The 25,610-nt window shown below is 66.8% G+C and carries 19 protein-coding genes and 3 pseudogenes; 12 read left to right on the top strand and 10 right to left on the bottom strand.

Features of this window, described 5'->3' with window-relative positions:
• Positions 1–274: 274 nt before the first annotated feature.
• Positions 275–2,053: a PAS domain S-box protein gene (locus QGG75_09590; protein ID MDP6067489.1), complete on the bottom strand. Its 1,779-nt coding sequence runs from the start codon at positions 2,051–2,053 to the stop codon at positions 275–277.
• A complete protein-coding gene (locus QGG75_09595) occupies positions 2,043–3,413 on the bottom strand; it encodes an aspartate aminotransferase family protein (GenBank protein MDP6067490.1) in 1,371 nt (456 codons plus the stop codon). Before QGG75_09595 ends, QGG75_09590 begins: the two co-directional genes overlap by 11 nt.
• A gap of 91 nt (positions 3,414–3,504) precedes the next feature.
• Here QGG75_09595 and QGG75_09600 point away from each other — a divergent pair, with 91 nt between their 5' ends.
• From QGG75_09600 to QGG75_09610, 3 genes are all read left to right on the top strand, one after another.
• Complete coding sequence (locus tag QGG75_09600; GenBank protein MDP6067491.1) at positions 3,505–5,184, top strand: long-chain fatty acid--CoA ligase; 1,680 nt, start codon at positions 3,505–3,507, stop codon at positions 5,182–5,184.
• Between the two features lie 67 nt (positions 5,185–5,251).
• A complete protein-coding gene (locus QGG75_09605) occupies positions 5,252–5,482 on the top strand; it encodes a sulfurtransferase TusA family protein (GenBank protein ID MDP6067492.1) in 231 nt (76 codons plus the stop codon).
• Positions 5,483–5,487: 5 nt separating this feature from the next.
• A complete protein-coding gene (locus QGG75_09610) occupies positions 5,488–6,075 on the top strand; it encodes a 2-hydroxychromene-2-carboxylate isomerase (protein ID MDP6067493.1) in 588 nt (195 codons plus the stop codon).
• Between the two features lie 541 nt (positions 6,076–6,616).
• Here the strand turns inward: QGG75_09610 and QGG75_09615 are convergent.
• The 4 genes and pseudogenes from QGG75_09615 to QGG75_09630 form a co-directional block, all read right to left on the bottom strand.
• Positions 6,617–8,149, bottom strand: a pseudogene (locus tag QGG75_09615) (molybdopterin-dependent oxidoreductase).
• A 183-nt stretch (positions 8,150–8,332) separates the two neighbouring features.
• Positions 8,333–9,148: a methyltransferase domain-containing protein gene (locus QGG75_09620; protein MDP6067494.1), complete on the bottom strand. Its 816-nt coding sequence runs from the start codon at positions 9,146–9,148 to the stop codon at positions 8,333–8,335.
• Between the two features lie 9 nt (positions 9,149–9,157).
• Positions 9,158–12,277: an efflux RND transporter permease subunit gene (locus QGG75_09625; protein MDP6067495.1), complete on the bottom strand. Its 3,120-nt coding sequence runs from the start codon at positions 12,275–12,277 to the stop codon at positions 9,158–9,160.
• 4 nt (positions 12,278–12,281) lie between these two features.
• Positions 12,282–13,388 carry an efflux RND transporter periplasmic adaptor subunit gene (locus tag QGG75_09630; protein MDP6067496.1) on the bottom strand — a complete coding sequence of 369 codons (1,107 nt, stop codon included), beginning with the start codon at positions 13,386–13,388 and terminating at the stop codon, positions 12,282–12,284.
• A 140-nt stretch (positions 13,389–13,528) separates the two neighbouring features.
• On the opposite strand from QGG75_09630, the gene QGG75_09635 reads away from it, so the two are divergent.
• Genes QGG75_09635 through dxs form a run of 4 tightly spaced genes read left to right on the top strand, consistent with a single transcriptional unit; the run spans position 13,529 to position 17,658 of the window.
• Positions 13,529–14,455 (top strand): histone deacetylase family protein, encoded by a 927-nt coding sequence (locus QGG75_09635; GenBank protein ID MDP6067497.1) that lies wholly within the window; start codon positions 13,529–13,531, stop codon positions 14,453–14,455.
• A 49-nt stretch (positions 14,456–14,504) separates the two neighbouring features.
• Positions 14,505–14,780: an exodeoxyribonuclease VII small subunit gene (locus tag QGG75_09640; protein MDP6067498.1), complete on the top strand. Its 276-nt coding sequence runs from the start codon at positions 14,505–14,507 to the stop codon at positions 14,778–14,780.
• An 8-nt stretch (positions 14,781–14,788) separates the two neighbouring features.
• A complete protein-coding gene (locus QGG75_09645) occupies positions 14,789–15,694 on the top strand; it encodes a polyprenyl synthetase family protein (protein ID MDP6067499.1) in 906 nt (301 codons plus the stop codon).
• 38 nt (positions 15,695–15,732) lie between these two features.
• Positions 15,733–17,658: a 1-deoxy-D-xylulose-5-phosphate synthase gene (gene dxs / locus QGG75_09650; GenBank protein MDP6067500.1), complete on the top strand. Its 1,926-nt coding sequence runs from the start codon at positions 15,733–15,735 to the stop codon at positions 17,656–17,658.
• Between the two features lie 11 nt (positions 17,659–17,669).
• Here the strand turns inward: dxs and QGG75_09655 are convergent.
• A pseudogene (locus QGG75_09655) lies at positions 17,670–17,948 on the bottom strand (HEPN domain-containing protein).
• A 95-nt stretch (positions 17,949–18,043) separates the two neighbouring features.
• Complete coding sequence (locus QGG75_09660) at positions 18,044–18,364, bottom strand: nucleotidyltransferase domain-containing protein (protein ID MDP6067501.1); 321 nt, start codon at positions 18,362–18,364, stop codon at positions 18,044–18,046.
• Between the two features lie 31 nt (positions 18,365–18,395).
• Here QGG75_09660 and QGG75_09665 point away from each other — a divergent pair, with 31 nt between their 5' ends.
• Positions 18,396–19,148, top strand: a complete 753-nt coding sequence (locus QGG75_09665; GenBank protein MDP6067502.1) for a TlyA family RNA methyltransferase — start codon at positions 18,396–18,398, stop codon at positions 19,146–19,148.
• Positions 19,135–20,400, top strand: a complete 1,266-nt coding sequence (locus tag QGG75_09670) for an RNA methyltransferase (GenBank protein ID MDP6067503.1) — start codon at positions 19,135–19,137, stop codon at positions 20,398–20,400. Before QGG75_09665 ends, QGG75_09670 begins: the two co-directional genes overlap by 14 nt.
• On the opposite strand, the gene QGG75_09675 is transcribed toward QGG75_09670, so the two are convergent.
• Positions 20,390–22,171 carry an acyl-CoA dehydrogenase gene (locus tag QGG75_09675; protein MDP6067504.1) on the bottom strand — a complete coding sequence of 594 codons (1,782 nt, stop codon included), beginning with the start codon at positions 22,169–22,171 and terminating at the stop codon, positions 20,390–20,392. The genes QGG75_09670 and QGG75_09675 overlap by 11 nt on opposite strands.
• 89 nt (positions 22,172–22,260) lie before the next feature.
• Between QGG75_09675 and QGG75_09680 the strand changes: the two genes are divergently transcribed.
• Genes QGG75_09680 through QGG75_09690 form a run of 3 tightly spaced genes read left to right on the top strand, consistent with a single transcriptional unit; the run spans position 22,261 to position 25,004 of the window.
• The gene (locus tag QGG75_09680) at positions 22,261–22,521 is read left to right on the top strand and encodes a hypothetical protein (protein ID MDP6067505.1); all 261 of its coding nucleotides are present in this window, start codon (positions 22,261–22,263) and stop codon (positions 22,519–22,521) included.
• 15 nt (positions 22,522–22,536) lie between these two features.
• Entirely contained in the window at positions 22,537–23,508 is a 972-nt protein-coding gene (locus QGG75_09685; protein ID MDP6067506.1) for an L-threonylcarbamoyladenylate synthase, read from the top strand.
• A 50-nt stretch (positions 23,509–23,558) separates the two neighbouring features.
• Positions 23,559–25,004 (top strand): FAD-binding oxidoreductase, encoded by a 1,446-nt coding sequence (locus tag QGG75_09690; GenBank protein ID MDP6067507.1) that lies wholly within the window; start codon positions 23,559–23,561, stop codon positions 25,002–25,004.
• Between the two features lie 80 nt (positions 25,005–25,084).
• Here the strand turns inward: QGG75_09690 and QGG75_09695 are convergent.
• Positions 25,085–25,543 (bottom strand): annotated as a pseudogene (locus tag QGG75_09695) (transposase).
• Positions 25,544–25,610: the final 67 nt, after the last annotated feature.

Below are 25,610 nucleotides of genomic sequence, written 5' to 3' on the forward strand. Positions count from 1 at the left end.
CCGTCGGCCTAGCCCGCATTTTTCACCGGGTCATGGCCTGCGCGGCGCTGTCGCGCCGACAGGGTAGGAGCGCTGCGCCGCGCGATGTGGGACATCGGGCAAGCAGCGCGACACACCCTGTCGGTGCGACAGCGCCGCCCGCAGGGTCGCCCCCAGGCGCGCGCCCGCTACGGAAAAGACCGAAGCGCGTAGTCCCACTACGCTCTTCGATCTTTTCCTTCCGGATCGCATCACCTGGGGGCGACGCAGGCCGTGACCCGGTGAGAAATGCGGGCTAGCCGCCGGCGCCCGCCGCTGCCGGCAAGGTGAAGACGAAGGCGGCGCCCGGACCCTCTCCTGCGCCGATCTGAAGCGTGCCGCCGTGCTCCTCGATGATGCTGCGGCAGAGCGACAGGCCAAGCCCCGTGCCCTCGCTCTTGGTGGTGAAAAAGGGCTCGAAAACGAGACCGTCGGGCAGCCCGGAGAGCCCGCCACCGGTGTCGCGCACCGTGACCTGAACCTGGCCCGGCTCGGCTTGCCCGGTGGGCCCGGTGGCGATAATCAAGCGCCGTGTGGCGGTGTTGTTCTCATCCATGGCTTCCATGCCGTTGCGCGCCAGATTGAGGACGACCTGCTGGATCTGCACCGGATCGGCCCAGACCGGCGGCAGCGCCTGGGCAAAGTCGAGCTCGACGGCAACGCCAAAGCGCCGCGCCTCGACCTCGAGCAGCACCAGCGCCTCGTCGATCACGGCATTGAGATCGACGGCCTGATGCTCCGGCTGCTCGCGACGGGCAAAGCCCCGCATGCGGCGAATGACCTCGCCGGCGCGCTCGGCCTGGCCCAGGATCTTGTCGATGGCCTCGTGGATTTCGGCCGGCGTGCCGGGGTGGTGTTCAAGGCGCCGGCTGCAGCCGTGGGCATAATTCATGATGGCGGCCAGCGGCTGGTTGAGCTCGTGGGCCAGCTCGGTGGCCATCTCGCCCATCATGCCCAGGCGGTGAACGTGCGCCAGTTCGGCCTGGCGGCTCTGCGAGAGCTCCTCGCGGCGCTGGCGCTCCGAGATGTCCTGGGCCGTGCCGGTGGTGCCGATTACCTTGCCGGCGTCGTCCCGGACTGCCACGGCATTGAACATCATGGGAACGTACGTGCCGTCCTTGTGGCGGTAGGCGGTCTCGTAGCTGAACAGCGGCTGGCCCTGCTTGACGGCCGCGAAGACGGACATGTCCTTGGCCGCCTGCTGCGCCGTCTTGAATTCGGCCAGCGAGCGGCCCAGCATTTCCTCGGGTCGGTATCCCAGGATGGCCAGCGCGGCGTTGCGGTTGACGAAGGTGAAGCGGCCCTCGCCATCGACCGACCAGATCAGGTCATGGCTGGTTTCAACCAGGTTGCGGTAGCGGGTCTCGCTGGCCGCCAGGGCCTGGTCGCTGCGCTTGCGCTCGCTGACGTCGCGGGCGACGCCGCGATGGCCCAGTAATTCGCCCGCCAGCGAAAACACCGGCGCGCCGCTGACGGCCAGCCAGATGGTGCTGCCGTCGGGCCGGGTGAATTCCTGCTCGAACTCCTGGAAACGGGAATAGTCCGAAGTCGCCGCCCGGATGCGCTCGGCCGCCTCGGCACGCTGTTCGGGAGCGATGAAGTCCAGGAGTGCGCTGTCGAGCACCTCCGCCACGCCGACCCCCAGAGCCTCGCTGACATTTTCCGAGATATAGGTGTAGCGGCCTTGGTTATCGACCTCCCAAACGACCTCGCTGACCGCCTCCACGATCGCCTGGAACTGCTGCCGGCTGTGGTCGAGCGCCCGCCGGGCCGAACGCTCGCGCCGCGTCGTGATGGTCAGCCAGAGCAGCGGCGGCGCCATGGCAAGAGCCGCGAAGACGAGGCTGGTGACCACGAACTCCCAGCGTTCGGAAATCGCCTCGGGCTCCATCTCGCCGTAAAGGGCGCCGAGCACCACCTCCTCCAGCCCGAATTCCCAAACCAGTGCCAGCCCCAGCACTCCGGCCAAGGTGGTGAGGCCGATCAGCAGGGCCCGCGGCGAGCTGCCCTCCGGCGATGCGATCTCAGGCCTCACCGGCGGCTTGCGCCTCGGGCGCGAAAGCACGCAGCGCTTGCTTGAGAAGTTCCATCACCTCGTCGACCTCGGCCTCGGTGATGATCAGCGGCGGCGTAAGCAAAAAGAAGTCGCCGTAGGCGCCCTCCAGCACGCGCCGCGAATAGATGATCAGGCCGCGATCATAAGCCTCCTGGACGATGCGCTGGTGGGCGTTGAGCTGGTTGGGCAGCGGCTTCCCCGTGGCCCGGTCGGCGATGACGTCGAAGCCCAGCATCAGGCCCCTGCCGCGCACTTCGCCGATGAAGGGGAACTCGTCGAGCAGGGTCTGCAGCTGCGCCATGAAGTAGGCCCCGGTGCGCCCGGCGTTGCCCCAAAGATCGTGGTCCAGGTGCTCCTGGATCACGGCGCCTGCCACGGCGCAGGCCAGCGGGCTGGCGGAATAGGTGTGGGCGTGGATGTAACCCCCGGCGGCGTCGATGGCGTCGGCGATGCCGGCCGAGGTCATGATGGCGCCGAAGGGCACGTAGCCCGAGGCCAGACCCTTGGCCAGCACCACGATGTCGGGCGTGAGGTTCCAGTGCTCGGCGGCCAGGAAGGTGCCGGTGCGGCCGGCCCCGCACATGACCTCGTCGAGGATCAGCAGCACGCCATACTTGTCGCAGATCTGGCGCACCCGGGCGTAGTAGGAATCGGGCGCCACCAGGGCCCCGGTCGAAGCGCCGCCGATGGTCTCCATGATGAAGGCGAGCACGCTTTCCGGCCCCTGGGCGACGATCTCGCGTTCCAGCATGTCGGCGTATTCCAGCCCGCTTTCCGCCAGGCTCTGGCCGGCCGGGCGGTAGGCGCTGAAGGGCGCCGGGATCTTGGGCCAGATCGGCATCATGGGGGCAAAGGGGCCGGCCATCATGGGATCGCCCGTGCAGGCCAGCGCGCCCAGCGTCGAGCCGTGGTAGGCCGGCAGGCGCGAGATCATCTTGTAACGCGAGCCCTGACCAATCGCGACCGCGTGCTGGCGAGCCAGCTTGATGGCCGCCTCGACGGCCTCCGAGCCGCCCGAGCAAAAGAAGGCTCGGTCCAGCCCCTCAGGCGCCAGTTCGGCCATCAGGTCCGCCAGGTCCTCGGCCGGCTCATTACGAAAGTGGGAACGAAAAGCAAAACTGATCTTCTCTGCCTGGGCCAGCATGACCTGGCGCACGCGTTCGTTGCCGTGGCCGATGTTGCAGGTCTGGGGCCCGGCCGAGGCATCGATGTAGCGCTTGCCGTCCTGATCCCAGACGTGGATGCCACGGCCGCGCTCGACGAAGGGCCGGTCGGGGACGGGCCAGAACAGCATATTGCTGGGGCGGTTGGCGCCGCGGTGCGCTGGGGCTTGGGCCATGGTGGTCTCCTCGGGCGTGGGCATTGACCCGCCAGTGTAGCCTGAGGCTCGCGAAGGGAGTAGATTCCCGGGAGCAACGATGGAGGGGGCGATGAGCGAACAGATCTGGCTGAAGGCCTACCCTGAGAATATCGACTGGCAGGCGGAGATTCCCGTCAAGCCGCTTTATGCCCTGCTCGACGACAGCGTCGACAGGTTTCCGCAAAATCCCTTTCTCGACTTCCTGGGCAAGAAATATAGCTACGGCGAGGTCGGCGACATGGTGCGCCGCGCCGCCGCCGGCTTCCAGAAGCTGGGCGTCGGCAAGGGCACCAAGGTGGGGCTCTTCCTGCCCAACTGCCCGCAGTTCGTGGTTTGCTTTTTCGGCATCCTCAAGGCCGGCGGCACGGTGGTCAACTACAGCCCTCTCTATGCCGAGGACCAGTTGCTGCACCAGATCGAGGACAGCCAGACCGACATCATGGTGACGCTGAACCTGGAAGCGCTCTATCCCAAGATGAAGGCCATGCTGGAGAAGACCCGGGTCAAGACGCTGATCATCGGCACCATGCCCGAGGTGCTGCCCTTTCCCAAGAGCCTGCTCTTCCCGCTGGTCAAACGGGCCGACGTGGCCGACGTTCCCGACGACAGCCGCCACGTCGCTTTCGCCCAGCTCTTGAACAACGACGGCACCTTCGAGCCGGCCACCATCGATCCCGCCAGCGACGTCGCGGTGTTGCAATACACCGGCGGCACCACCGGCGTCTCCAAGGGCGCCATGCTCAGCCACGCCAACCTCTACGCCAACACCGTGCAGGGCGCGCTCTGGTTCGAGGGCCTCGAGATGGGCCGGGAACGTATGATGGGCGTGCTGCCCTTCTTCCACGTCTTCGCCATGTCGGTGGTGATGAACCTGAGCGTCTACATCGGCGCCGAGATCGTCATGCACCCGCGCTTCGAGCTCGAGCCAGTGCTCAAGGATCTGAGCAAAAAACGGCCGACGCTGTTTCCCGGCGTGCCCACCATGTACACCGCCATCAACCACCATCCCGACCTGGCGAGCTACGACCTGACCTCGATCAAGTTCTGCCTCTCGGGCGGTGCGCCGCTGCCGGTCGAGGTCAAGCAGCGCTTCGAGGAGCTCACCGGGGCCAGCCTGCGCGAGGGCTACGGCCTTACCGAATCCTCGCCCATCGCCTGCGCCAACCCCATCGCCGGGGTCAGCAAGGAAGGGTCCGTGGGGCTGCCGGTGCCCGGCACCTCGATCTTCATCACCGACCGCGAGGACCCGACCAAGATCCTGCCCCAGGGCGAGGACGGCGAGATCTGCATCAAGGGGCCGCAGATCATGCTGGGCTACTGGGGCCGGCCCGAGGACACGGCCGAGACCATCATCGAGGGGCGGCTGCGCACCGGCGACGTGGGCTACATGGACGAGCAGGGCTATACCTTCATCATCGACCGCATGAAGGACCTGATCCTGGTGGGCGGCTTCAACGTCTATCCCCGCCACGTCGAGGAGGGCGTCTACCAGCACCCGGCGGTCGAGGAATGCACCGTCATCGGCATCGACGACGACTATCGCGGCCAGTCCGTCAAGGCCTTCATCAAATTGAAGGAAGGTCATAGCCTGACGAGCGAGGAGCTGCTGGCCTTCCTGCAGGACAAGCTCGGCAAGCACGAAATGCCGCGCCACATCGAGTTCCGCGACGAGTTGCCGAAAACCATGATCGGCAAGCTCTCGAAGAAGGAACTGGTGGCCGAGGAGGCGGAAAAGCAGGCGGCAAGCTAGCGGGCTTTGACCTTAAATGATGTTTTGCTAATATACGCCCTGCCCATGATCTCAAGAGGGGGAACCCATGCCTGAATTCGATACCGAACTCGATGCCCGCGGTCTCAACTGCCCGCTGCCCATCCTGCGCGCCAAGAAGGCCATCACCGGCCTTGATTCGGGTCAGGTGCTGAAGGTAGTGGCGACCGATCCGGGATCGGTCAAGGACTTCGAGGCCTTTTGCCGCCAAACCGGCGACGAACTGCTCGAGTCCGGCGAAGCCGAGGGCGAGTTCGTCTTTCACATCCGCAAGCACTGACCGCCGTGGCAAGCGTCGAGATCTGGTACGATTTCGGCAGCCCGGCCAGCTACCTGGGGTACTGGGAGCTGAAGAATGTCGCCGAACGGACCGGGGCCGACATCGACTACCAGCCCATGCTGCTGGGTGGCGTCTTCCAGGCCGTGGGCAACACTTCGCCGGCCTCCATCGCGGCCAAGGGCAAATGGCTCTTTGGCGATCTCTCCAACTATGCCGCCAAGTACGGCCTGCCCTTCGCCATGAACCCCAATTTCCCGGTCAATACGCTGGCGCTCATGCGCGGCGCCATCGTGGCCCAGCGGCGCGACGAGCTGGTGGCCTATTCGGACGCCATGTTCAACGCCGTCTGGCGTGACGAGAAGGACATGGCCGACATCGCCGTGGTCGGCGCCACGCTGACCGAGGCCGGCCTCGATGCCCAGGCCTACGGCGAGGGCATGCAGGACCAAGCCATAAAAGACGCCCTCAAGGCCCAGGTCGAACGGGCCGTGGCCAAGGGCGTCTTCGGCGCCCCCACCTTCTTTGTGGGCGAGCAGATGTGGTGGGGCCAGGACCGGCTGACGTGGGTCGAGGAAGCGCTTTCCGGAAGCTGAAGGCGCCGACGGCCCAAGCGGGAAGACGGCCGACAGGTTGGAGCGCTGACATGGCCAACACTTTTGGGCGAAAGTTGGACCGCGATTTTGATGTCAACTCTCGTGCCGATAGCGGGATTTTTTAAACCGCTCACTCTACTACTGCTTTCGTAATGGATTGACTCAGGCCCACCGCTGGCGCGCTCGCTGTACCTCCAGCACCGAACGCCCAGGCGACGAAAGCGGAAATTCGGCCGGAAGGTCGGCTCCCTGAGGCAAAGCGACGGGGCGTCGGCAGGCGGTCTTCCCATACTCCCACTGAGCCTCGCTGTTCATTGATTTCTCCGGGAAGAGATCTAGCTGTCCCAGAGAAGTGATGCATTCGTTTGGTGCTGCCTGCACGCCCGCCGCTGCTGACAGGCTGGCCCGCAGATGTTTCGGGTTTTTGGTACTAGGATCGAATTGGCATCGCTGTTGCAGTGTTTTCCCTGAACGCGTCTGAGCGAGGCGAATATGTTTCACATCGGGACACATGGGAGGAGACGATACCCATTCTTGGACAGGCAAACCGCGCCGTGGCGGTCCACTGGAAATCGTGCACGACGACGGTCTCCAGTTTTTGCCAGGCCTTGACCATGCGGTTGCGGTCCTGGTGGTGGGCAAAGGGATTGCCCCCGACCCAGTAGGCCATCTTGACCGACGGAAAGGTCTCTCGCTTGCCGTTGAAATCGAACTCGCCGCCCGGGTTCTCGAGCATGTCGACAATCCGTGCGACCGGGATCGACGCGGCACCAGCCTCGGTCAGCCAGGGCGTCTCCGCCTTGGCCTTGGCCCCATCCGTGATACCCGGGGCAAAGACGCCATTGGCGCTCAGCGAGCCACCACTGCCATAGTGGTAGCTGAGACCGAAACCACCGCCCGGCAGACCGATCTGGCCCAGCATCGAGGCCAGCGTCACCAGCATCCAGTGATTCTGTTCGCCGTGATGCTGACGCTGCAGCGACCAACCGCTGGCCAGCATGGTCCGGCTACCGGCCAAACGCCGGGCCAGTGCCTTGATCTGCTCGGCCGGAACCTCGCAGATCTTGGCCGCCCATTCTGCCGTCTTGGGTGTGCCGTCGGTTTTGCCCAGCAGATAGGGCAGGAACTTGTCGAAGCCGACGGTATATTCAGCGAGGAATTTGGCGTCGTGCAGTTTCTCGGTGTAGAGAGTGTAGGCCATGCCGAGCATCATGGGCAGATCCGTGAGGGGACGGATGGGCACCCATTCGGCACCAAAGAACTTCGCCGTGTCTGTGCGCACCGGATCGATACTGATGACCTTCTTTCCGGTCTTCTTGAAGGCCGCAAGGTTGTCGTAGACGGTGTGGTCTGGCACCAGCCAACCGATCTGGCAGGTCCTGATGGGATCGCCCCCCCAAAATACCAAAGTTTCGGTGTTCTCGATCACCACCGGCCACGCCGTCTGCTGCTCGTAGACTTCCAACGTGCCCATGACGTGCGGCATGACGATCTGGGAGGCACCGGTCGAGTAGTCTCCCGAGGCGTTGACAAAGCCATGCTTCGTCACATTCATCATGCGGCGCATCAGGTTTTGGCAGTTGTGCAGCTTGCCGGTACTCTTCCAGCCATAGGATCCGGCAAAGGTACCGGCGGCACCATAGGTCTTGCCGACCCGTTTCAACTCACCGGCGACGAGGTCGAGAGCCTTGTCCCAGCTCACCCGGACGAAATCGCCGCTCCCCCGGGTTTCCACGTCGGCACCTGCCCCCTTCTCGAGGAAGGCCCGGCGCACCATGGGATAGCGAATGCGCGTCGGCGAGTAGACCGAGTCCCTAACCCCCGCGAGTTGGTGTGTCGGACGCGGATCCTTTTCCCAGGGGCGGATCGAAACCCAGCGGCCATCTTTGACTTGGGCCCGAAAGGCACCCCAATGGGAGGCAGAGAAAACCTCGCCACTTGCCATTTTGGCGAAAGCCGCCCGGTTCAAAAGCAGGGGATGGGCAAATAGACCCAACGCCCCGACTGCCGCGGAGCCGAGCAGGACCTCCCGCCGGCTCGCACCCCGCCTAGTTTGCTTGTTGGAGTTCGACATTGTCGAGTACTCCTTTCTTTCCTGGACCGGAGTCGCGCTCCGGCCCGACGGTTACGCCTGGTACCAAGGCGACGCATACCCTCGTCAGTTCCGCTTCGAGAGAACCCATGACGTCAGGGGTTTTGATGCAGCAATAACAAGACCTTGGTCAAAATTATGGGTGAGACTGGTGGCCCTCTGCGCCTACGCCTTGGTCGCCGCCACCAGCAGCGCCGGAAAGGTCAACGTAATTCCGCCATCCGTGAGCCGCGCCCGGGCGTCTTCGAGGATATGGGCATCGATCTTCGCCCGCGCCTCGGGCGTCTGGCGGTCGAGGATCATGGCGGTGCGCACGGTGGAGCGCCGGATCATGGTCAGCACGCCCTCGGGCTCGGGGATGTTCCAGGTGAGGGGCATTTGCTGCGTTTCCATGCCGCTGAATCCGGCGGCCGTCAGCAGCTCCTGGCAAACCTCCGGCTTGCCGAAGCGAAAGATCGGCGGGGCCGGCGGCAGGTCGACGTCGAAGCTGCCATGGGCCTCGATGGCCGGCAGCACGAGCGCTGAAAGATCGTGGCCCTTGGGCCCCTGCCAGGCGGCGAAGGCGTAGCGGCCGCCGGGCTTGAGCACGCGGCAGGCCTCGGCCATGGCGGCCTCGGCGTCGGCCAGGTGCAATAGCCCGAAGCAGCAAGTGACGGCGTCGAAGGCGGCGTCCGAGTGGGCCAAATTTTGTGCGTCACCCTGGGAAAAATCGATACCGGGGTGATTGGCCCGGGCCAGATCGACCATGGTGGCGGCGAAATCGATGCCGGCAACGTTCGCTCCGCGGGCCGCTGCGGCAGCCGCCAAATGTCCGGTGCCGGCACAGACGTCGAGCAGCTCGAGGCCCGCCAGGTCGTCTGCCAGCATTCCCAGCAGCGGCTCTATGGCGCCTCCGGTGACGCGGCCGAAGTTGTCGTCGTAGGCCTCGGCCCGATCGCTCCAGCCGCTCAGTTCAAGATCCTCGAAGGTCGGGCTCGCCATGGTGATTTCCTATTCCGCGGGCTGCCGGGCCGCTTCTTCGGCTTCCAGATCCCCCAGCCGCCGGGCGATGTGGCCGGTGGGCTTGGCGAAGCGGGCCAGCAGGAGGTATAGCACCGGCACCACCAGCAGGCTCAAGAGCGTAGCAAAACTGACGCCGCCGATGATCACCACACCCAGCGCGCGCCGCGCCTCGGCCCCGGCGCCGGTGCCCTGCGCCAGCGGCAGTGCACTGAACGAGGTGGCGATACTGGTCATCAAAATCGGTCTGAGGCGGATCGTCGCGGCGTCGCGCACGGCCGTATAGATGTCCTGGCCCTGGTCGCGCAACTGGTTGGCGAACTCGACGATGAGGATGGCGTTCTTGGCCGTCAGGCCGATCAGCATGACGATGCCGATCTGGCTGTAGACGTTCAGCGTCAGGCCGACGAAGAGCAACGAGGCCAGCGCGCCGGTGACGGCCAGCGGCACCGAGAGCATGATGATGAAGGGATGGATGAAGCTCTCGAACTGGGCCGCCAGGGCCAAAAAGACGATCAGGAAGGCCAGCGCGAAGGTGACGTTGAGGCCGGCGCTGGAATCGAGGAACTCGCGCGAGGCGCCGCCCCAGGTCACCCGGGCCATGGCCGGCAGTTCCTCGTCGGCGACGCGCTCGAGGAATTCCATGGCCTCGCCCATGGTATAGCCCGGCGCCAGCGAGGCGGTGACGGTGATGGCCCGCATGCGATCGATGCGCTTGAGCTCACGCGGCCCGCCGGTAGGCTGGAGATCGACCAGGTTGGAGAGCGGCACCAGGCCGGAAGTGGAACGCGAGCGCACGTAGATGTTGCTGAGATCGCCGGGCCGCGCCCGGTCGTCGGCCCGGGCCTGCAGGATGACGTTATAGAGCTTGCCGCCGAAATTGTAGGTGGTGACATAGCGCGAACCCAGCAGCGTCTCCAGGGTGCGGCCGATGTCGTCGATGGCTATGCCCAGGTCCGCCGCCCGGTTGCGGTCGATGTCGACCAGCAGCTCGGGCCGGCGTTCCTGGAAGTCGCTGACGGCATTGAGCAGGCGCCGGTTCTGCCGCGCGCGGCGCAGCAAATTGTCGCGCCATTGCACCAGCACTTCATAGCTGGGGCCGCCCAGCACCATCTGGATCGGCGCCCCGAAGCGGTGGCGGCCCAGGCTGGCGGGATTGACGGCGAAAGCGCGCACGCCGGGCACCGACATGATCTTGGGGAAAATCTCCTTGGTCACGCTTTGCTGCTCGATGGTGCGCTCGTCCCAGGGTTTGAGGCGGAGGATGATGAAGGCCCGGTTGACCGGACCGGGGCGGCCCCAACTGGGGGCCACGATGGTCAGGATGTTCTTGGCATCGCCGCGTTCGATGATGGGCTGCAGGCGCGTCTCTATCATCGCCACGTAGCGCCGCGTGTAGTCCAGGCTGGCGCTTTCCGGCGCCGTCACCGGGATGAAGATGGCACCGCGATCCTCGACCGGCGCGAACTCCTTGGGCACCGCCAGATAGAGGCTATAGGCCAGCGCCGAGATGCCGGTGGCCAGCGCCAGTACCACCAGCGGCATGCCCAGCATGCGCTCCAGCAGCCAGCGATAGCCGGTATGCATGGCGCCGAAACCGTGCTCGGTGACACGGAACAGGAAGCCCTCTTCCTCGGGCGGGCGCAGCATCTTGGAACACATCATGGGCGTCAGCGTCAGCGCCACGAAGCTGGAGAAGATCACCGCCGCCGCCACGGCGATGCCGAACTCGGTAAAGAGGCGCCCGGTCTCGCCCTCCATGAACGAGATGGGCACGAAGACGGCTACCAGCACCACCGTGGTGGCGATCACGGCGAAGGCGATCTGCTTGGCGCCGCGGCGCGCCGCCAGCAGCGGCGGCTCGCCTTCCTCGATGCGGCGGTGGATGTTTTCCAGCACCACGATGGCATCGTCGACGACCAGGCCGATGGCCAGCACGAAGGCCAGCAGCGTCAGGATATTGATGGAAAACCCAAGCCCCTCGAGCACCATGAACGAGGCGATCACGGAGACCGGAATGGCGATGGCCGGGATCACCGTGGCGCGCAAGCTGCGCAGGAAGACGAAATTGACCATCACCACCATGAACATGGCGATGGAGATGGCGATGAAGACCTCCTTGATGGAACGGCTGATAAACAGCGACTGGTCGTAGGCCACCTCGAGGTTGGCGCCGGCGGGGAGGGAATCCTTGATCTTTTCGATTTCCGCGCGGATGCCGTTGGCCACGTCGAGGGTGTTGGCCTTGGATTGCTTGACCACACCCAGGCCGACCGCCGGGACGCCGCTGATGCGCAGGTCGGTACGGTCGTTTTCGGCCCCCAGCTCGACCTTCGCCACCTCACCCAGGCGCACGAAATAGCCCTGCGCCTCCTTGACCACGACGTTTTGGAACTCGGCCTCGGTGCGCAGCCGCGAATCGGTGCGCACCGACATCTCGCGCTGCACCGATTCGATGCGGCCCGAGGGCAGCGAGATATTTTGTGCCCTGAGCGCCCGCTCGACGTCCTGCACCGTCAACTGGCGCGCCGCCAGGGCGCGGCGGTCGAGCCAGATGCGCACGGCATAACGCCGTGCGCCGCCGATGCGCACCCGCGCCACGCCCGGCACGATGGACAGCCGGTCGACCAAAAAGCGCTCGCCATAGTCGGTCAGCTCCAGGCCCGACATGCGCTCGCTGGTCATGGTGATCCACATGATCGAGCGGGCATCGGCGTCCGACTTGGCGATACGCGGCGGGTCGGCCTCCTCGGGCAGGTTGCGCACCGCCCGGCTGACCAGGTCGCGCACGTCGTTGGCGGCGTCGTCCATGTCGCGCTCGACCGAGAACTCGAGCCTGACCACCGAGGATTCCTCGCGGCTGGTCGAGGTCAGCGTGCTGATGCCTTCGATACCCGCCACCGCGTCCTCGATGATCTGGGTCACCTCGGTTTCGATGATTTGGGCCGAAGCACCGCGGTAGACGGTGCCGATCGAGATCACCGGCCGGTCGACGTCGGGCAGCTCGCGCACCGTCAGTCGCTCGAAAGCAAAGAGGCCGAACATGACCAGCACCAGCGAGACCACGGTGGCCAGCACCGGGCGCTGGATGGCGGTGTCGGAAAGAATCACGGGATTAGCCTGGCTTGCCGCCCGGCTTGCCAGCCGCCGCCGGCAGGGGCCGCACGGCGCTGCCGTGGCGGATCTTCTGGGTACCGCCGACCACCACACGGTCGCCGACTGCCAGGCCGGCCCGGATTTCCACCTCGGCGCCCAGATGCTCGCCCACCTCGACCGCCACCTTTCGCGCCTTGCCCTCAACGACGGTGAAAACGAAGCGCTCACGCCCGCTCGAGACCAAGGCCTGCTCGGGAATCAGCACGGCGTTTTCGCGCACCTCGGTGACCAGGGTCGCGGTCAGGAACATGCCCGGCTTGAGGGCTTCATCGCGGTTGGCGAAGACGGTCCGGATCTGGATCGAGCGGCTGACCGGATCGACGCGCGAATCGATGGTGCTGACGCGGCCCTCGAAGTTGCGGCCGGCGTAGGCGGCGCTGACCGCCGTCACCGCCTGGCCGGTGGCGACGTGGGCCAGGCCGGTTTCGGGCAGGCGAAAATCGGCCCGCACGCGCGAGGTGTCGTCCAGCGTGGTCATGGCGTCACCGGGCCGCACCAGGGCGCCGACGCTGACCCTTCTCAGCCCCAGGCGGCCGGCAAAGGGCGCCTTGACGACGTATTCGGCAAGCCGCGCCTCGTCGGCCCTGACCCGGGCCTCGGCGGCCAGCAACTGGCCCTGCAGGTCGTCGACCCGGGCGCGTGGCACGTTCCTGGTCTGCAACAGCCGCCGGGCGCGCTGATAGAGCCGCCGGGCATTGTCGCGATCGGCGCGTTTTTCCTCGAGCTTGGCCTCCAGCTCGCCGGCGTCGAATTCCACCAGCACGCTGCCCGCCTTGACCCGCTGGCCTTCGCGAAAACGAATACGCTTGATGATGCCGGTCACCTTGGGCGTGATGATGACGGCGTCGTTGGCCTCGGCCGTGCCCATGGCCTCGACGCTGACCGTTACCAAACCGGCGTGGGCGGCGCCGAGTTCCACCGGCACCACCCGTTTGCCGCCGCGCTTGGCCGATGCCTTGACCGCCTCGCCGCCGCCCAGCCAGGGCAATCGGTCCTTGTATTGCCAGCCGCCGCCGGCTGCCGCCGCCAGGGCAGCCACCACCACGACTTGGGTGAGGATTTTCATGCGCCTCCACCAGCCCCGTCAAAAAAATGCGCCGGCCGCCCCGGCAGCCGTTGTCAGGCCCGCAATTAAGACCGAAAATCGGCTCCACGACAATATTCCCGGCCCCCACCCGGCTTCACAACATCGTCAGGCCGCCCTCCATGTCGACGCTTTTCTTCAGCCACCCGGCTTGCCTCGAACCCGATCCCGGCGATGGGCATCCCGAACGCCCCGATCGCCTGCGGGCCATCGAGGCAGCCCTGGAGGGATCCGAATTCGCGGCCCTGCAGCGGCGCGAGGCGCCCTTGGGCGAGCACAGCGACATCCTGCGCGTCCACGACGGCGCTTATCTGGCCGCGGTGCAGGCCGTTCTGCCGAGCCAGGGCCGGGCCTACCTCGATGCCGATACCGCCGTTTCGCCAGGCTCGGGCGAGGCCGCATTGCGGGCCGTGGGCGCCGTGACGGCCGCCGTCGACGCCGTGGCCGGGGGCCGTGCGGATAACGCCTTCTGCGCCGTGCGGCCGCCCGGACATCACGCCGAGCCGGCCCGGGCGATGGGTTTTTGCCTCTTCAACAACGTCGCCATCGGGGCGCTGAGGGCCCGCGATGTGTTTGGTGCGGCCCGGGTCGCGGTGATCGACTTCGACGTCCACCACGGCAACGGCACCGAGGCCGCTTTTCGCCGCGACGCCACGCTCTTCTACGCTTCGACGCACCAGTATCCGCACTATCCCGGCAGCGGCGCGGCCCAGGATACCGGGGTGGGAAACATCCTCAACCTGCCGCTGGCGGCGGGCGACGGATCCCAGGCCTTCCGTCAGGCATTCACGGACCACCTGCTGCCGGCGCTGGACGATTTCGAGCCAGGCTTCGTGCTGGTCTCGGCCGGTTTCGACGCCCACTCCGAGGACCCGCTGGCGGCTCTGGAGTTGCTTGACGAGGATTACGCTTGGGCCACACGCGAGCTCTTGGCTGTGGCCGCCCGCCACGCCGGGGGCCGGCTGGTCTCGGTGCTCGAGGGCGGCTACGCACTGGACGCTTTGGGCCGCTCGGTGGCGGCTCACGTGGGCGAGTTGCTGGCGGCTTGAGGGTAGCGCCCGAGCGGCCTACACTCGAAACCCCTTTGCAGGAGGCCCCATGGCCCAGAACGACCCCCCCGGCGCGGCCGCGGAAGCGCTTCCCGAGGACATCGCCAAGCTCAGCTTCGAAGAGGCGCTGGGCGAACTCGAAGGCATCGTCCAGCGCCTCGAGGGCGGTGATGTCAACCTCGAGGAATCGATCGCCGTCTACACCCGGGGCAGCCACCTCAAGAGCCACTGCGAGGCCAAGCTTCGGGCGGCCAGCGAAAAGGTCGAAAAGGTGGTCGCCGGCCTCGACGGCGGGCCCGGCCTCGAAGCCGCCGATCTCGACTGAGCAGGGCCTTGTCCGAACCCGACGCCCCCCAGGGGTTCCCGGCGGCGCTGGCCCAGTTGGCAGCGGAGGTCGAGGACGAACTGGCCCGGCTGCTGCCGCGGCCGGAGGGCCCTGAGCTTCGACTGCACCAGGCCATGCGCTACGCCACGCTGGGCGGTGGCAAGCGCCTCAGGGCCTTTCTCGTGACCAGCGCCGCGGCGCTGTTCGGCGTCGGCCGACGATCGGCCTTGCGGGTAGCGGCGGCGGTCGAGCTGGTGCACACCTATTCCCTGGTCCACGACGACCTGCCGGCCATGGACGACGACGAGCTTAGGCGCGGCCGGGCGGCGACCCACATCGAATTCGACGAGGCCAGCGCCATCCTGACCGGCGATGCCCTGCTGACGCTGGCTTTCGAGGTGCTGGCCGAAGAGGAGACCCATTCCAACCCCGAGGTACGCAGCGAGCTGATCGTGGAACTGGCCACGGCCGCCGGCTGCCGCGGCATGGTGGCGGGCCAGATCATCGACCTGGCGGCCGAACGCACCAGCGTCGACGTGGCCACCCTGACCCGGCTGCACCAGCTCAAGACCGGCGCCCTGATCGCCTTTGCCTGCACCGCCGGAGCCATCCTGGGCCGGGCCCCGGCGCCGCTACGCCAGGCCCTGCATGCCTACGCCCACGACCTGGGGCTGGCCTACCAGATCGTCGACGATTTGCTCGATGCCGAGGGCGACACGAGCCAGTTGGGCAAGCCGGTGGGCAGCGATGCGGCGGCGGGAAAGTCCACCTTCGTCTCGGTGCTGGGCCCCGAACGAGCCCGTACCCAGGCCCGCATGCTGGCCGAGCAAGCCGTAAAACACCTTGATCCTTTTGCCGAAAAAGCCGAACTTCTGCGTGACTTGACACATTTTGTCATTGAACGACGTAGCTGACGCCGCAGCGTCGGCGCAAGTGGCTAACGAGGATTGGTTTGAACACAGTTGCCAGCAAGACACCGCTGCTCGACGGCATCGAGAGCCCGGCCGACGTCCGGGCCCTGGCCCCGGAGCAGCTCGGCCAGCTGGCCGACGAGGTGCGGTCGTGCATGATCGAGGCCGTGTCGCGCACCGGCGGCCACCTGGGCGCCGGGCTCGGGGTGGTCGAGCTGACGGTGGCGCTGCACCACATCTTCGAAACTCCCGAAGACCGCCTGATCTGGGACGTCGGCCACCAGGCCTATCCCCACAAGATCCTCAGCGCACGCCGCGAGCGCATCCACACGCTGCGCCAGGGCGGCGGACTGTCGGGCTTCACCCGCCGCGCCGAGAGCGCCTACGATCCCTTCGGTGCGGGCCACGCCGGGACCTCGATCTCGGCCGGTCTGGGCATGGCCGTGGCGCGCGACCTGGAGGAAAGCGAGCGCCGTGTCATTTGCGTCATCGGCGACGGCTCGATGACTGCCGGCATGGCCTTCGAGGCCATGAACAACGCCGGCTCCATGTCGAGCCGCCTGATCGTCATCCTCAACGACAACGACATGTCGATCGCCCCCAACGTGGGAGCCTTGAGCGCTTACCTCTCGCGCCTGATTTCGTCGAGCGGCTACCGCGGGCTCCGGCACATCGCCAAACAGGTGGCCCAACGCCTGCCCTCGAGCTTCGAGCGCGCGGCGCGCCTGGCCGAGGAATACGCCCGCGGCATGGCCACCGGCGGCACCTTGTTCGAGGAGCTCGGCTTTTATTACATCGGCCCGATCGATGGCCACAACCTCGACCACCTGCTGCCCATCCTCAAGAACGTGCGCGACACCGAGCAGGACGGACCGGTGCTGATCCACGTCGTCACGCGCAAGGGGGAAGGCTACGAGCCGGCCGAGAGCTCCGACGACAAGTACCACGGCGTCAGCCGCTTCGACCTGGTCACCGGCACCCAGGTCAAAGCGGCCAGCGCCGCGCCCTCCTTTACCAACGTCTTTGCCGACGCCCTGATCGCCGAGGCCACGAAGGATCCGCGCGTCGTCGCCGTCACCGCGGCCATGGCCGCCGGCACCGGCCTCGACCGCTTCGCCGAACATTTCACCGATCGCTGTTTCGACGTCGGCATCGCCGAACAACACGCCGTAACCTTCGCCGCCGGCCTGGCCACCGAGGGCTTCAAGCCCTTCGCCGCGATCTATTCGACCTTTCTGCAACGCGCCTACGATTCCGTGGTCCACGACGTTGCCATACAGAACCTGCCTGTGCGTTTCGCCATCGACCGGGCCGGCCTGGTGGGGGCCGACGGCGCCACCCACGCCGGCAGCTTCGACCTCAGCTATCTCTGCTGCCTGCCCAACATGGTGGTCATGGCGGCGGCCGACGAGGCCGAACTGGTGCACATGGTGGCGACGGCGGCCGCCATCGACGATGGCCCCTCGGCTTTCCGCTATCCCCGCGGCGAAGGCTCGGGCGTGGAGCTGCCGGCCCAGGGTGTGGCGCTGGAGATCGGCAAGGGCCGCATCGTGCGCCAGGGCAGCGCCATCGCCATTCTCTCGCTGGGCGGGCGGCTGGGCGAATGCCTCAAGGCAGCCGACGAACTGGCCGTGCACGGCTTCCCGGCGACGGTGGCCGACGCCCGCTTCGCCAAGCCGCTGGACCACGAGCTGATCACCCGCCTGGCCGCCGAGCATCAGGTCATGATCACCATCGAGGAAGGGTCCGTGGGCGGCTTTGCCGCCCAGGTCATGCAGTTCATGGCCACGGCGGGCCTCCTGGACAACGGCCTCAAGCTGCGCCCCATGGTGCTGCCCGACATCTTCATCGAGCACGACACCCCGGCCGAGCAATACCGCCAGGCCGGCTTGAGCGCCCCCGACATCGTCGCCACCGCCCTCGAAGCGCTGGGCCAGCCGGCGGCCGAAAGCCCGGTGCGGGCTTAGTTATCCAGCGATCACCGCTGCAGGTAATTTTGGGCTGAATCGAGGAAGCTTCGGGCATTTTCGATGTGACGACCGGCCTCGGCTGCCGATACCTCGCGTTCGTTTACATAGTCACCGATGTGCCGATCTTGTTGGGCTTCAATCAAGTGGCGATGGAATTCCTTCGGCAAGACCTCCGTCTTGGCAAAATGCTGTCCGAAAGCGGCAATCACCGCCGAATGTTTGGAGAAACTCATGTCCAGATCGAGCAATAAGGCCTGCGCCACCGCGTACATCGAATAGTATGCACGTGCGGCGGCATAACCTGCGAAGCCCTAATCTAGAAGTATCTGGGCCGCCGCGAGGCTCCTTTCTGCCGCTTCAAAAAGCGACCCTTGCTCCGGTCTCACAATGCGATCCCTTCCCGCCGCACGTTGCGGTAGAAGGGCAGACCGCTCTGATCGACACTCTCCGGTGTTGTCAGGAAGCAGCTGATAACGGTGTCATATTGAAGCGAAAGATCGCAGACGATTTGAGTCACGGGTTTGCCGTAGGCCTCGCGCGTCGGATGGTCGCAAACGACCGCCAGAATATCGATGTCGGCATCATCCTCGGCATGGCCGCGTGCCCTTGAGCCGAATAAGATCATGCGCTGGAGGCGCTCACCGAGGAGTTCCTCCAATCGATGCCGCAACTGCGCGAGTATTTCATCCAGTGGCGCGTTCATTTGCATGCAGTATAGCACGACAGGCCAAGGCATGAGCCGCCCGCCCAAACAGCGCCTGGACAATCTGCTGGTGGCCCGCGGCTTGGCCGAGAACCGCAGCCGGGCGCAGGCCCTGGTGATGGCGGGTAAGGTGTACAGCGAGGGGCGGCGGCTGGATAAGGCGGGCCAGATGCTGGCCGCCGATACGCCGCTCGAGGTCAGCCAGCCCGACCACCCCTGGGTCAGCCGCGGCGGCGTCAAGCTGGCCCATGGCCTGGACCATTTCGCCATCGATCCGAAGGCGCTGGTGGCACTCGACGTGGGCGCCTCGACAGGCGGCTTTTGCGACGTGCTGCTGAGCCGGGGGGCGGCCCGGGTCTATGCCGTCGACGTGGGGCACGGCCAGCTCGACTGGAAACTGCGGCACGACCCGCGCATGGTGGTGCTGGAGCGCACCAACGCCCGCCACCTGAGCGGCACAGAGGTGCCCGAGCCGGTCGACTTGATCGTTTGCGACGCCAGCTTCATCGGGCTTCGCACCGTGTTGCCGGCGCCGCTCGCTTTGGCCGCCCCCGGGGCGGCGCTGCTGGCCCTGATCAAGCCGCAGTTCGAGGTCGGCCCGGACCGTGTCGGCAAGGGCGGCGTGGTGCGCGATGCGGCGCTGCATGACGAGGTATGCACAACAATCGCCGACTGGGTCGCCAGCCTGCCCGGCTGGCGTGTCCTGGGCGTTGAAGCCAGCCCCCTGCTCGGCCCCAAGGGCAACCGGGAATTCCTCATCGCGGCCCGCCATGGCCGAACTTAGCGTCCGGATCGAAGCCATCGGCAGCCGCGGCGATGGCCTGGCTTCGTCACCCCGGGGCCGCATTTACGTGCCCTTCACGCTGCCTGGCGAAGAGGTCCTGGTGCGTCTCGAGAGAAAGCGCGGTGAAGCCTGGGCGGCCCGGCTGCTGGAGATGACAAAGCCCTCACCCGAGCGCCAACCGGCCGCCTGCAGCCATTTCGGCCGCTGCGGCGGCTGCGCCCTGCAGCATTGGCAGGACCAGCCCGTGGCCGACTGGAAGCGCCACCAGGTGGCCCAGGCCTTGGCGCGGCGCGGTCTCGACCACCAGCCCGAAGCCACACTCGCCGGGCGGCCTGGAGAGCGCCGCCGCACCCGGCTGAGGGCGAAACGCGGCCCTGCCGGCCTAGTGCTGGGCTACCACCAGCGCGCCAGCCGGCAAATCGTGGCGCTCGATGAATGCCCGCTGTTGCGGGCCGAACTGGCGGCCCTGCTGGTCCCGTTGCAGAGGCTGCTGGACGATCTGCCGGCACTGGGTCGGAATATCGAGATCGATCTCACGGCCGCCGACAACGGCGTCGATCTGCTGCTCCAAGGCGGCGAAGTCGATCTCGAAGCCCGCCAGGCCCTGGTGGACTTTGCCAGGCAACACAATCTGGCACGGCTCTCCTGGGCGCCGCCCGGCGGGACGGCAGAGAGCGTGGAAACGATCGTGCAGCAGCGCCTGCCGCTGGTGCATTTCGGTGAGGTTGCGGTGGCGCCACCGCCCGGCGCCTTCCTGCAGGCCAACGCCCAGGCCGAGGCCGCCCTGGCCGAGGTGGTGGCGGAAACCATCGGCGCAAGCCGCCGTATCGCCGATCTCTATGCCGGCCTGGGCAGCTTCGCGCTGCGCTGCCGGGCGGCCTCGGTGCTGGCGGTGGAGGGAGATGCCGCGGCGGCCGGCGCCCTGCGGGCAGCAGCCGACGCCCAGGCCGGCCGCCTGGATGTGCACAGCGAAGTGCGCGACCTGGCCCGACGGCCCTTGACGGCATCCGAACTCGCGGGCTTCGACGCCATCGTCCTGGACCCGCCGGCGGCCGGGGCCCCGGCCCAGGCGGCGGCGCTGGCCGGCTCGGCCGTGCCGCGTATCGCCTACGTCTCCTGCCACCCCGCCAGCTTCGCCCGCGACGCCCGACTGCTAGTCGACGGCGGATACGAATTGCGCCGCGTGGTGCCGGTCGACCAGTTCCTGTGGTCGCCCAGGATCGAAATCGCGGCTGCCTTCGTCAGACGCTGAGCCCTTCGGCATCGATCTCGAAAAGTGTGGTGGCACCCCGGGTGGCCGGCCCCAGCAGCCCCGGCGCCTGGGGCAGGATCTGTTCGCCATAGAAGCGCGCGGTGGCGATCTTGGCCCGGTGAAAGACCTCGTCATCGCCGGCCGCCAGACGCATCCGGGCCGCCAAGGCGGCCCGCGACATGAGATAACCGCCGGCGACGATGCCGAAGAGGCGCAAGTAGGGCGTCGCGCCGGCCGCCGCATCGCGGGCATCGCCGCAGGCCAGCAGCCACTCGGTGGCCTGGCCCAGGGCCTCGACGCCGGCCTCCAGGCCCTGGCGCAGCGTCGCCAGATCGTCGCCGGCAGCCGCCAGTTCGACATCCAGATCACGCACCCGGTCGAGGAAATCCCGCACCACCTGGCCACCCTTGAGCGCCAGCTTGCGGCCGATCAGATCGAGCGCCTGGATGCCGTTGGTGCCCTCGTAGATCGGCGCGATGCGGGCATCGCGGTAGTGCTGGGCGGCGCCGGTCTCCTCGATGAAACCCATGCCGCCGTGCACCTGCAAAGCCATGGAGGTCACTTCCACGCCCATGTCGGTGATCCAGCCCTTGACCACCGGCGTCAGCAGGTCGACCAGGTCGGCGTTTTGCTCGCGCCGCTCAGCCTCCGGGTGGTGGCGCGAGATATCCACCGACTGGGCGGTAAAAAGCTGCAACGCCCGGGCTGCCTCGAGCTGGCACTTGATGGTCATGAGCTGGCGCCGCACGTCCGGGTGTTCGACGATGGCGGCGCCCTCGTCGGCGCCCAGCGGCCGTCCCTGGATGCGTTCGCAGGCATAGCTCAGCGCCTGCTGGTAGGCCCGCTCGCCGATGCTCAGGCCCTCCTGTCCGACGGCCATGCGGGCGGCGTTCATCATCGTGAACATGCAGCGCATGCCGCCGTTCTCGGGACCCACCAGGTAGCCGATGGCGCCTTCGTTGTCGCCGAACGACATCACCGCCGTGGGACTGGCGTGGATGCCCAGCTTGTGCTCCAGCGAGACGCAACGCAGATCGTTGCGCGCGCCCAGCGAGCCATCGGCATTGACCAGGAACTTGGGTACGATGAAGCACGAGATGCCGCGCGTGCCGGGCGGCGCCTCGGGCAGCCGGGCCAGCACCAGATGGACGATGTTTTCGGCCATGTCGTGTTCGCCGTAGGTGATGAAGATCTTGGTGCCCTTGATGCGAAAGTGATCGCCCTCGGGCACCGCCTTCGAGCGCACCGCGCCGACGTCGGAGCCGGCCTGGGGCTCGGTCAGGTTCATCGTGCCGGACCATTCGCCGGCGATCAGCTTGCCGAGATAAGCCTCCTTCTGATCCGCCGTGCCGTGCACCGAGATCAACTCGATGGCGCCGCGTGTCAGCATGGGGCAGAGGCTGAACGCCATGCAGGCCGAGCCGATCATCTCCTCGACCGCCGTGGCCACCGTGTAGGGCAAGCCCTGGCCGCCGTATTCGGGATCGAAGGCCATGCCCTGCCAGCCGCCTTCGGTGTACTGGCGATAGGCTTCCTTGAAGCCGGGCGCGGTGACAACCACGCCGTTCTCCAGGCGGCTGCCCTCGGCATCGCCGACCCGATTGAGCGGCGCCACCACTTCGCGGCTGAAGCGGCCGGCCTCCTCGAGTACGGCATCGACAAGATCGGACGTGGCCTCGGACAGAGGCTCGAGGCGGCTCAGGCCCTCCAAGTCGACGATCTCGTTGAGTACGAAGCGCAAATCGCGTAGCGGCGGTGTGTACTCGCTCATGGTTCTCTTCCCAGTTTGGCCCGTTGCGCCCCCCCTAGGCCCTGTGTACCGTGTCTGTCAACGTCCCCGCGAAAGGCAGGCAGGATACCATGTTGACGGCCGAGGAAAGCCTAGAGTTCATTCTCAGCCAGGTCGAAAAGCTCGGCGAGGGCGACAAACCGCACGAACGCGCCGCCTACCGCGCCATGATGCACCTGACGCAGCGCTGGGCCGAGCCCACGGACCGCTTCATCGATGACGGCCTGGAGATGGCGGAACGTATCGGCCAGGACATGGCCGACGTGCAGCGCCACTTCGCCGATCTGCAACACGCCTACCTGAAGGCGCTCTTTGGAGACGCCGCGGAATAGGGTGACTCTGGTTCGATGAACATCACCCGGCCCAAAGCCGTGCCGGCGACGGCCGAGACCGTGACCATGGCGGCGCGTTGCCTGCGCCAGGGCCTGCTGGTGGCCTTTCCCACCGAAACCGTCTACGGCCTGGGCGCCGACGCCACCAACCATGATGCGGTGCAGGAGATCTTCGCCGTCAAGCGCCGCCCCGCCATCAATCCGCTGATCGTGCACCTCGCGGATTTGCTGGCGGCCCACCGCCTGGCGCGCTTCAACCCCCTGGCCGAGCGCTTGGCCAAGGCTTTCTGGCCGGGGCCCCTGACGCTGGTGTTGCCCCGCCTCGAGGACTGCCCGGCCTCGCTGCTGGTCTCGGCCGGACTTTCGACCATCGCGCTGAGGGTGCCCAACCATGCCCTGGCGCTGGACTTGTTGCGCCAGACCGAGCGGCCCTTGGCGGCGCCCAGCGCCAACCGCTCGGGCCAGCTCAGCCCGACCCGCGCCGAGCACGTCGTGGCCGGCTTTGATGACGGCCTGGCCATGGTGCTGGACGGCGGCCGTTGCCCGCTGGGTATCGAATCGACCGTGCTGGCGGTCGACAACGAGGTGCGCCTGCTCAGGCCCGGCGGCCTGACCCGCGAGGCTATCGTGGCCGAGGTCGGCGGCCTGGTGGAATCGCTGCCGGAGCCGACAGACGGCGCCCCGATCTCGCCGGGACAGTTACCCAGTCATTACGCACCGAGCCTGCCGCTGCGCCTCGAGGCCACCACGGTGGCGGCGGACGAGGCCCTGCTGGCCTTCGGCCCCGACCTGCCCGAGGGCGCGGCGTTGAGCCTCAACCTGAGTCCCTCGGGCGACCTCGCGGAAGCCTGCGCCAACCTCTTCACCATGCTGCACCAGCTCGACCGCCCCGAGCTTCAAGCCATCGCCGTCATGGCCATTCCCCGGCGCGGCCTGGGCGCCGCCCTGAACGACCGCCTGCGCCGGGCGGCGGCGCCCAGGGACTAATTCAGCAACGAACCCTTGTCCGCCGAGCGATGCTGGACTACACCGATGCCATGAACGATCAGACCGAGCGCGGCCATCGCACCACTGTGCCGGAGGTGGTTCTGGACCGCCTCAAGGCCGCCGTCGGGCCCGGCGGCTGGAGCGACGACGCCGACGAGCTGGCGGCCTACGTCAGCGACGAACGCTGCCTCTATCAGGGCTCGACGCCGCTCGTTTTGAAACCGGCCAGCACGGCCGAGGTGGCGGCCCTGGTGACGATCTGCGGCGAAAGCTCCACGCCCATCGTGCCCCAGGGCGGCAACACCGGCCTGGTGGGCGGCTCCGTGCCCCACGACGACGGCACGGAGGTGCTGATCAGCCTCTGCCGCATGGACCGCATCCGCGAGATCGACGCCGTGGGCAACACCATCAGCGTCGAGGCCGGCTGCATCCTGGCCGATGTCCAGGCCGCGGCGGCCGAGGCCGGGCGCCTGTTTCCTCTCAGCCTGGCAGCCGAGGGGTCGTGCCGCATCGGCGGCAACCTCTCGACCAACGCCGGCGGCGTCGCCGTGCTCAAGTACGGCAACAGCCGCGATCTCGCGCTGGGCCTCGAGGTGGTGCTGCCCGACGGCCGCATCTGGGACGGCATGCGCAGCTTGCGCAAGGACAACACGGGATATGATCTGAAGCAGCTTTTTATCGGCGCCGAAGGCACGCTGGGCATCATTACGGCCGCCGTCTGCAAGCTCTTTCCGCTGCCCCGGTCCTGGGTCACCGCCTTCATCGCGGTGACCGACGTGGCGGCCGGGCTGGAGCTGCTGGCCCGGGTACGCGAGGCCAGCGGCGGCGCCGTCAACGCCTTCGAGGTGCTGCCGCGCGGCTGTCTCGACATCGTCCTCGAACACGGCCAGGGCCACCGCGACCCGCTGGCCGAGAGCCACGCCTGGTACGTACTGGCGGAAATCGAGGCCGCCAACGACGAGGAGCGCAGCCGCGAGCTGCTGACCGAGGTGCTGGCCCAGGCCAGCGACGACGGCCTGGTGGCCGACGCCGTGATCGCCGGCAGCGAGGCCCAGCGCCGCGCCCTATGGGCGCTGCGCGAGGATCTGAACGCGGCCCAAAAGCCGGCCGGGGCCAGCATTAAGCACGACGTCTCGCTGCCGCTGGGACGCATTCCCGACTTCATCGTCCGGGCCCAGGCGGCGACCGCCAAGGCGGTGCCGGGATCACGGGTGCTGGCTTTCGGCCATCTCGGTGACGGCAACGTCCACTTCAACGTCTTGCAGCCGCCCGCCATGGCGCCCCAGGAGTTCCTCGAGCTGTGGACCACCATCAGCCGCCTGGTCCACGACATCACCGTCGAGCTGGGCGGCTCGATCAGCGCCGAACACGGCATCGGCCGCCTCAAACGCGACGACCTGGAACACTATGCCTCTGCGGTGGAGCTCGACCTCATGCGCCGCCTCAAACAGGCCCTGGATCCCCAGAACATCATGAATCCGGGCAAAGTAATCTGAGCCCGCCGCTGGCCCGCGCCCGGCTGCACCCCGGCCCCCCGAAAAACTGGGGTGAAACTCACTGCTGTCCCACAAACATTCTAAACTGGTAGAACCTGCTGTCTGGGATCGGTTTGTGGCGGATCGGGGGGTCTTCCAGTGACGAGATCAAAGAGATTCCGTCTGAGGAGCAAGTTGAGTTGGAGGAGGCGGAGGACGGCCTGGGCCGATTGACCGGTCTTGGAGACGAGCTTGAGATAGGCGAGCAGCAAGGTGACACATAGGGCCACCCAGATTTGCGTCAGGATGGCGTTCTTGGAGGTGCCGAGGAAGGCCTTGATCTTGAGGTTTTGCTTGATCCACTTGAAGAACAGCTCAACCTTCCAGCGCGCCTTGTAGATATCGGCGATGGTCCGGGCGTCGAGGTGGAAGGCGTTGCTGAGGAAGACGTAGCGCTAGCCCGTTTCCTGATCCGTGTAGGTGACGCGCCGCAGCTTTGGCAAGGTCTGGCGCTGAGCCTTGGTTCCTGTGAGGCGGATGGTCTGATCGCTCTCCACACCCTGGTTGTCGACCACCTGATGATCTTTGATGGTCTCGCACTTGATGTTGCTGCGAGCCCGGGTGACG

The sequence above is a fragment of the Alphaproteobacteria bacterium genome, assembly GCA_030740435.1.
Lineage (GTDB): Bacteria > Pseudomonadota > Alphaproteobacteria > UBA2966 > UBA2966.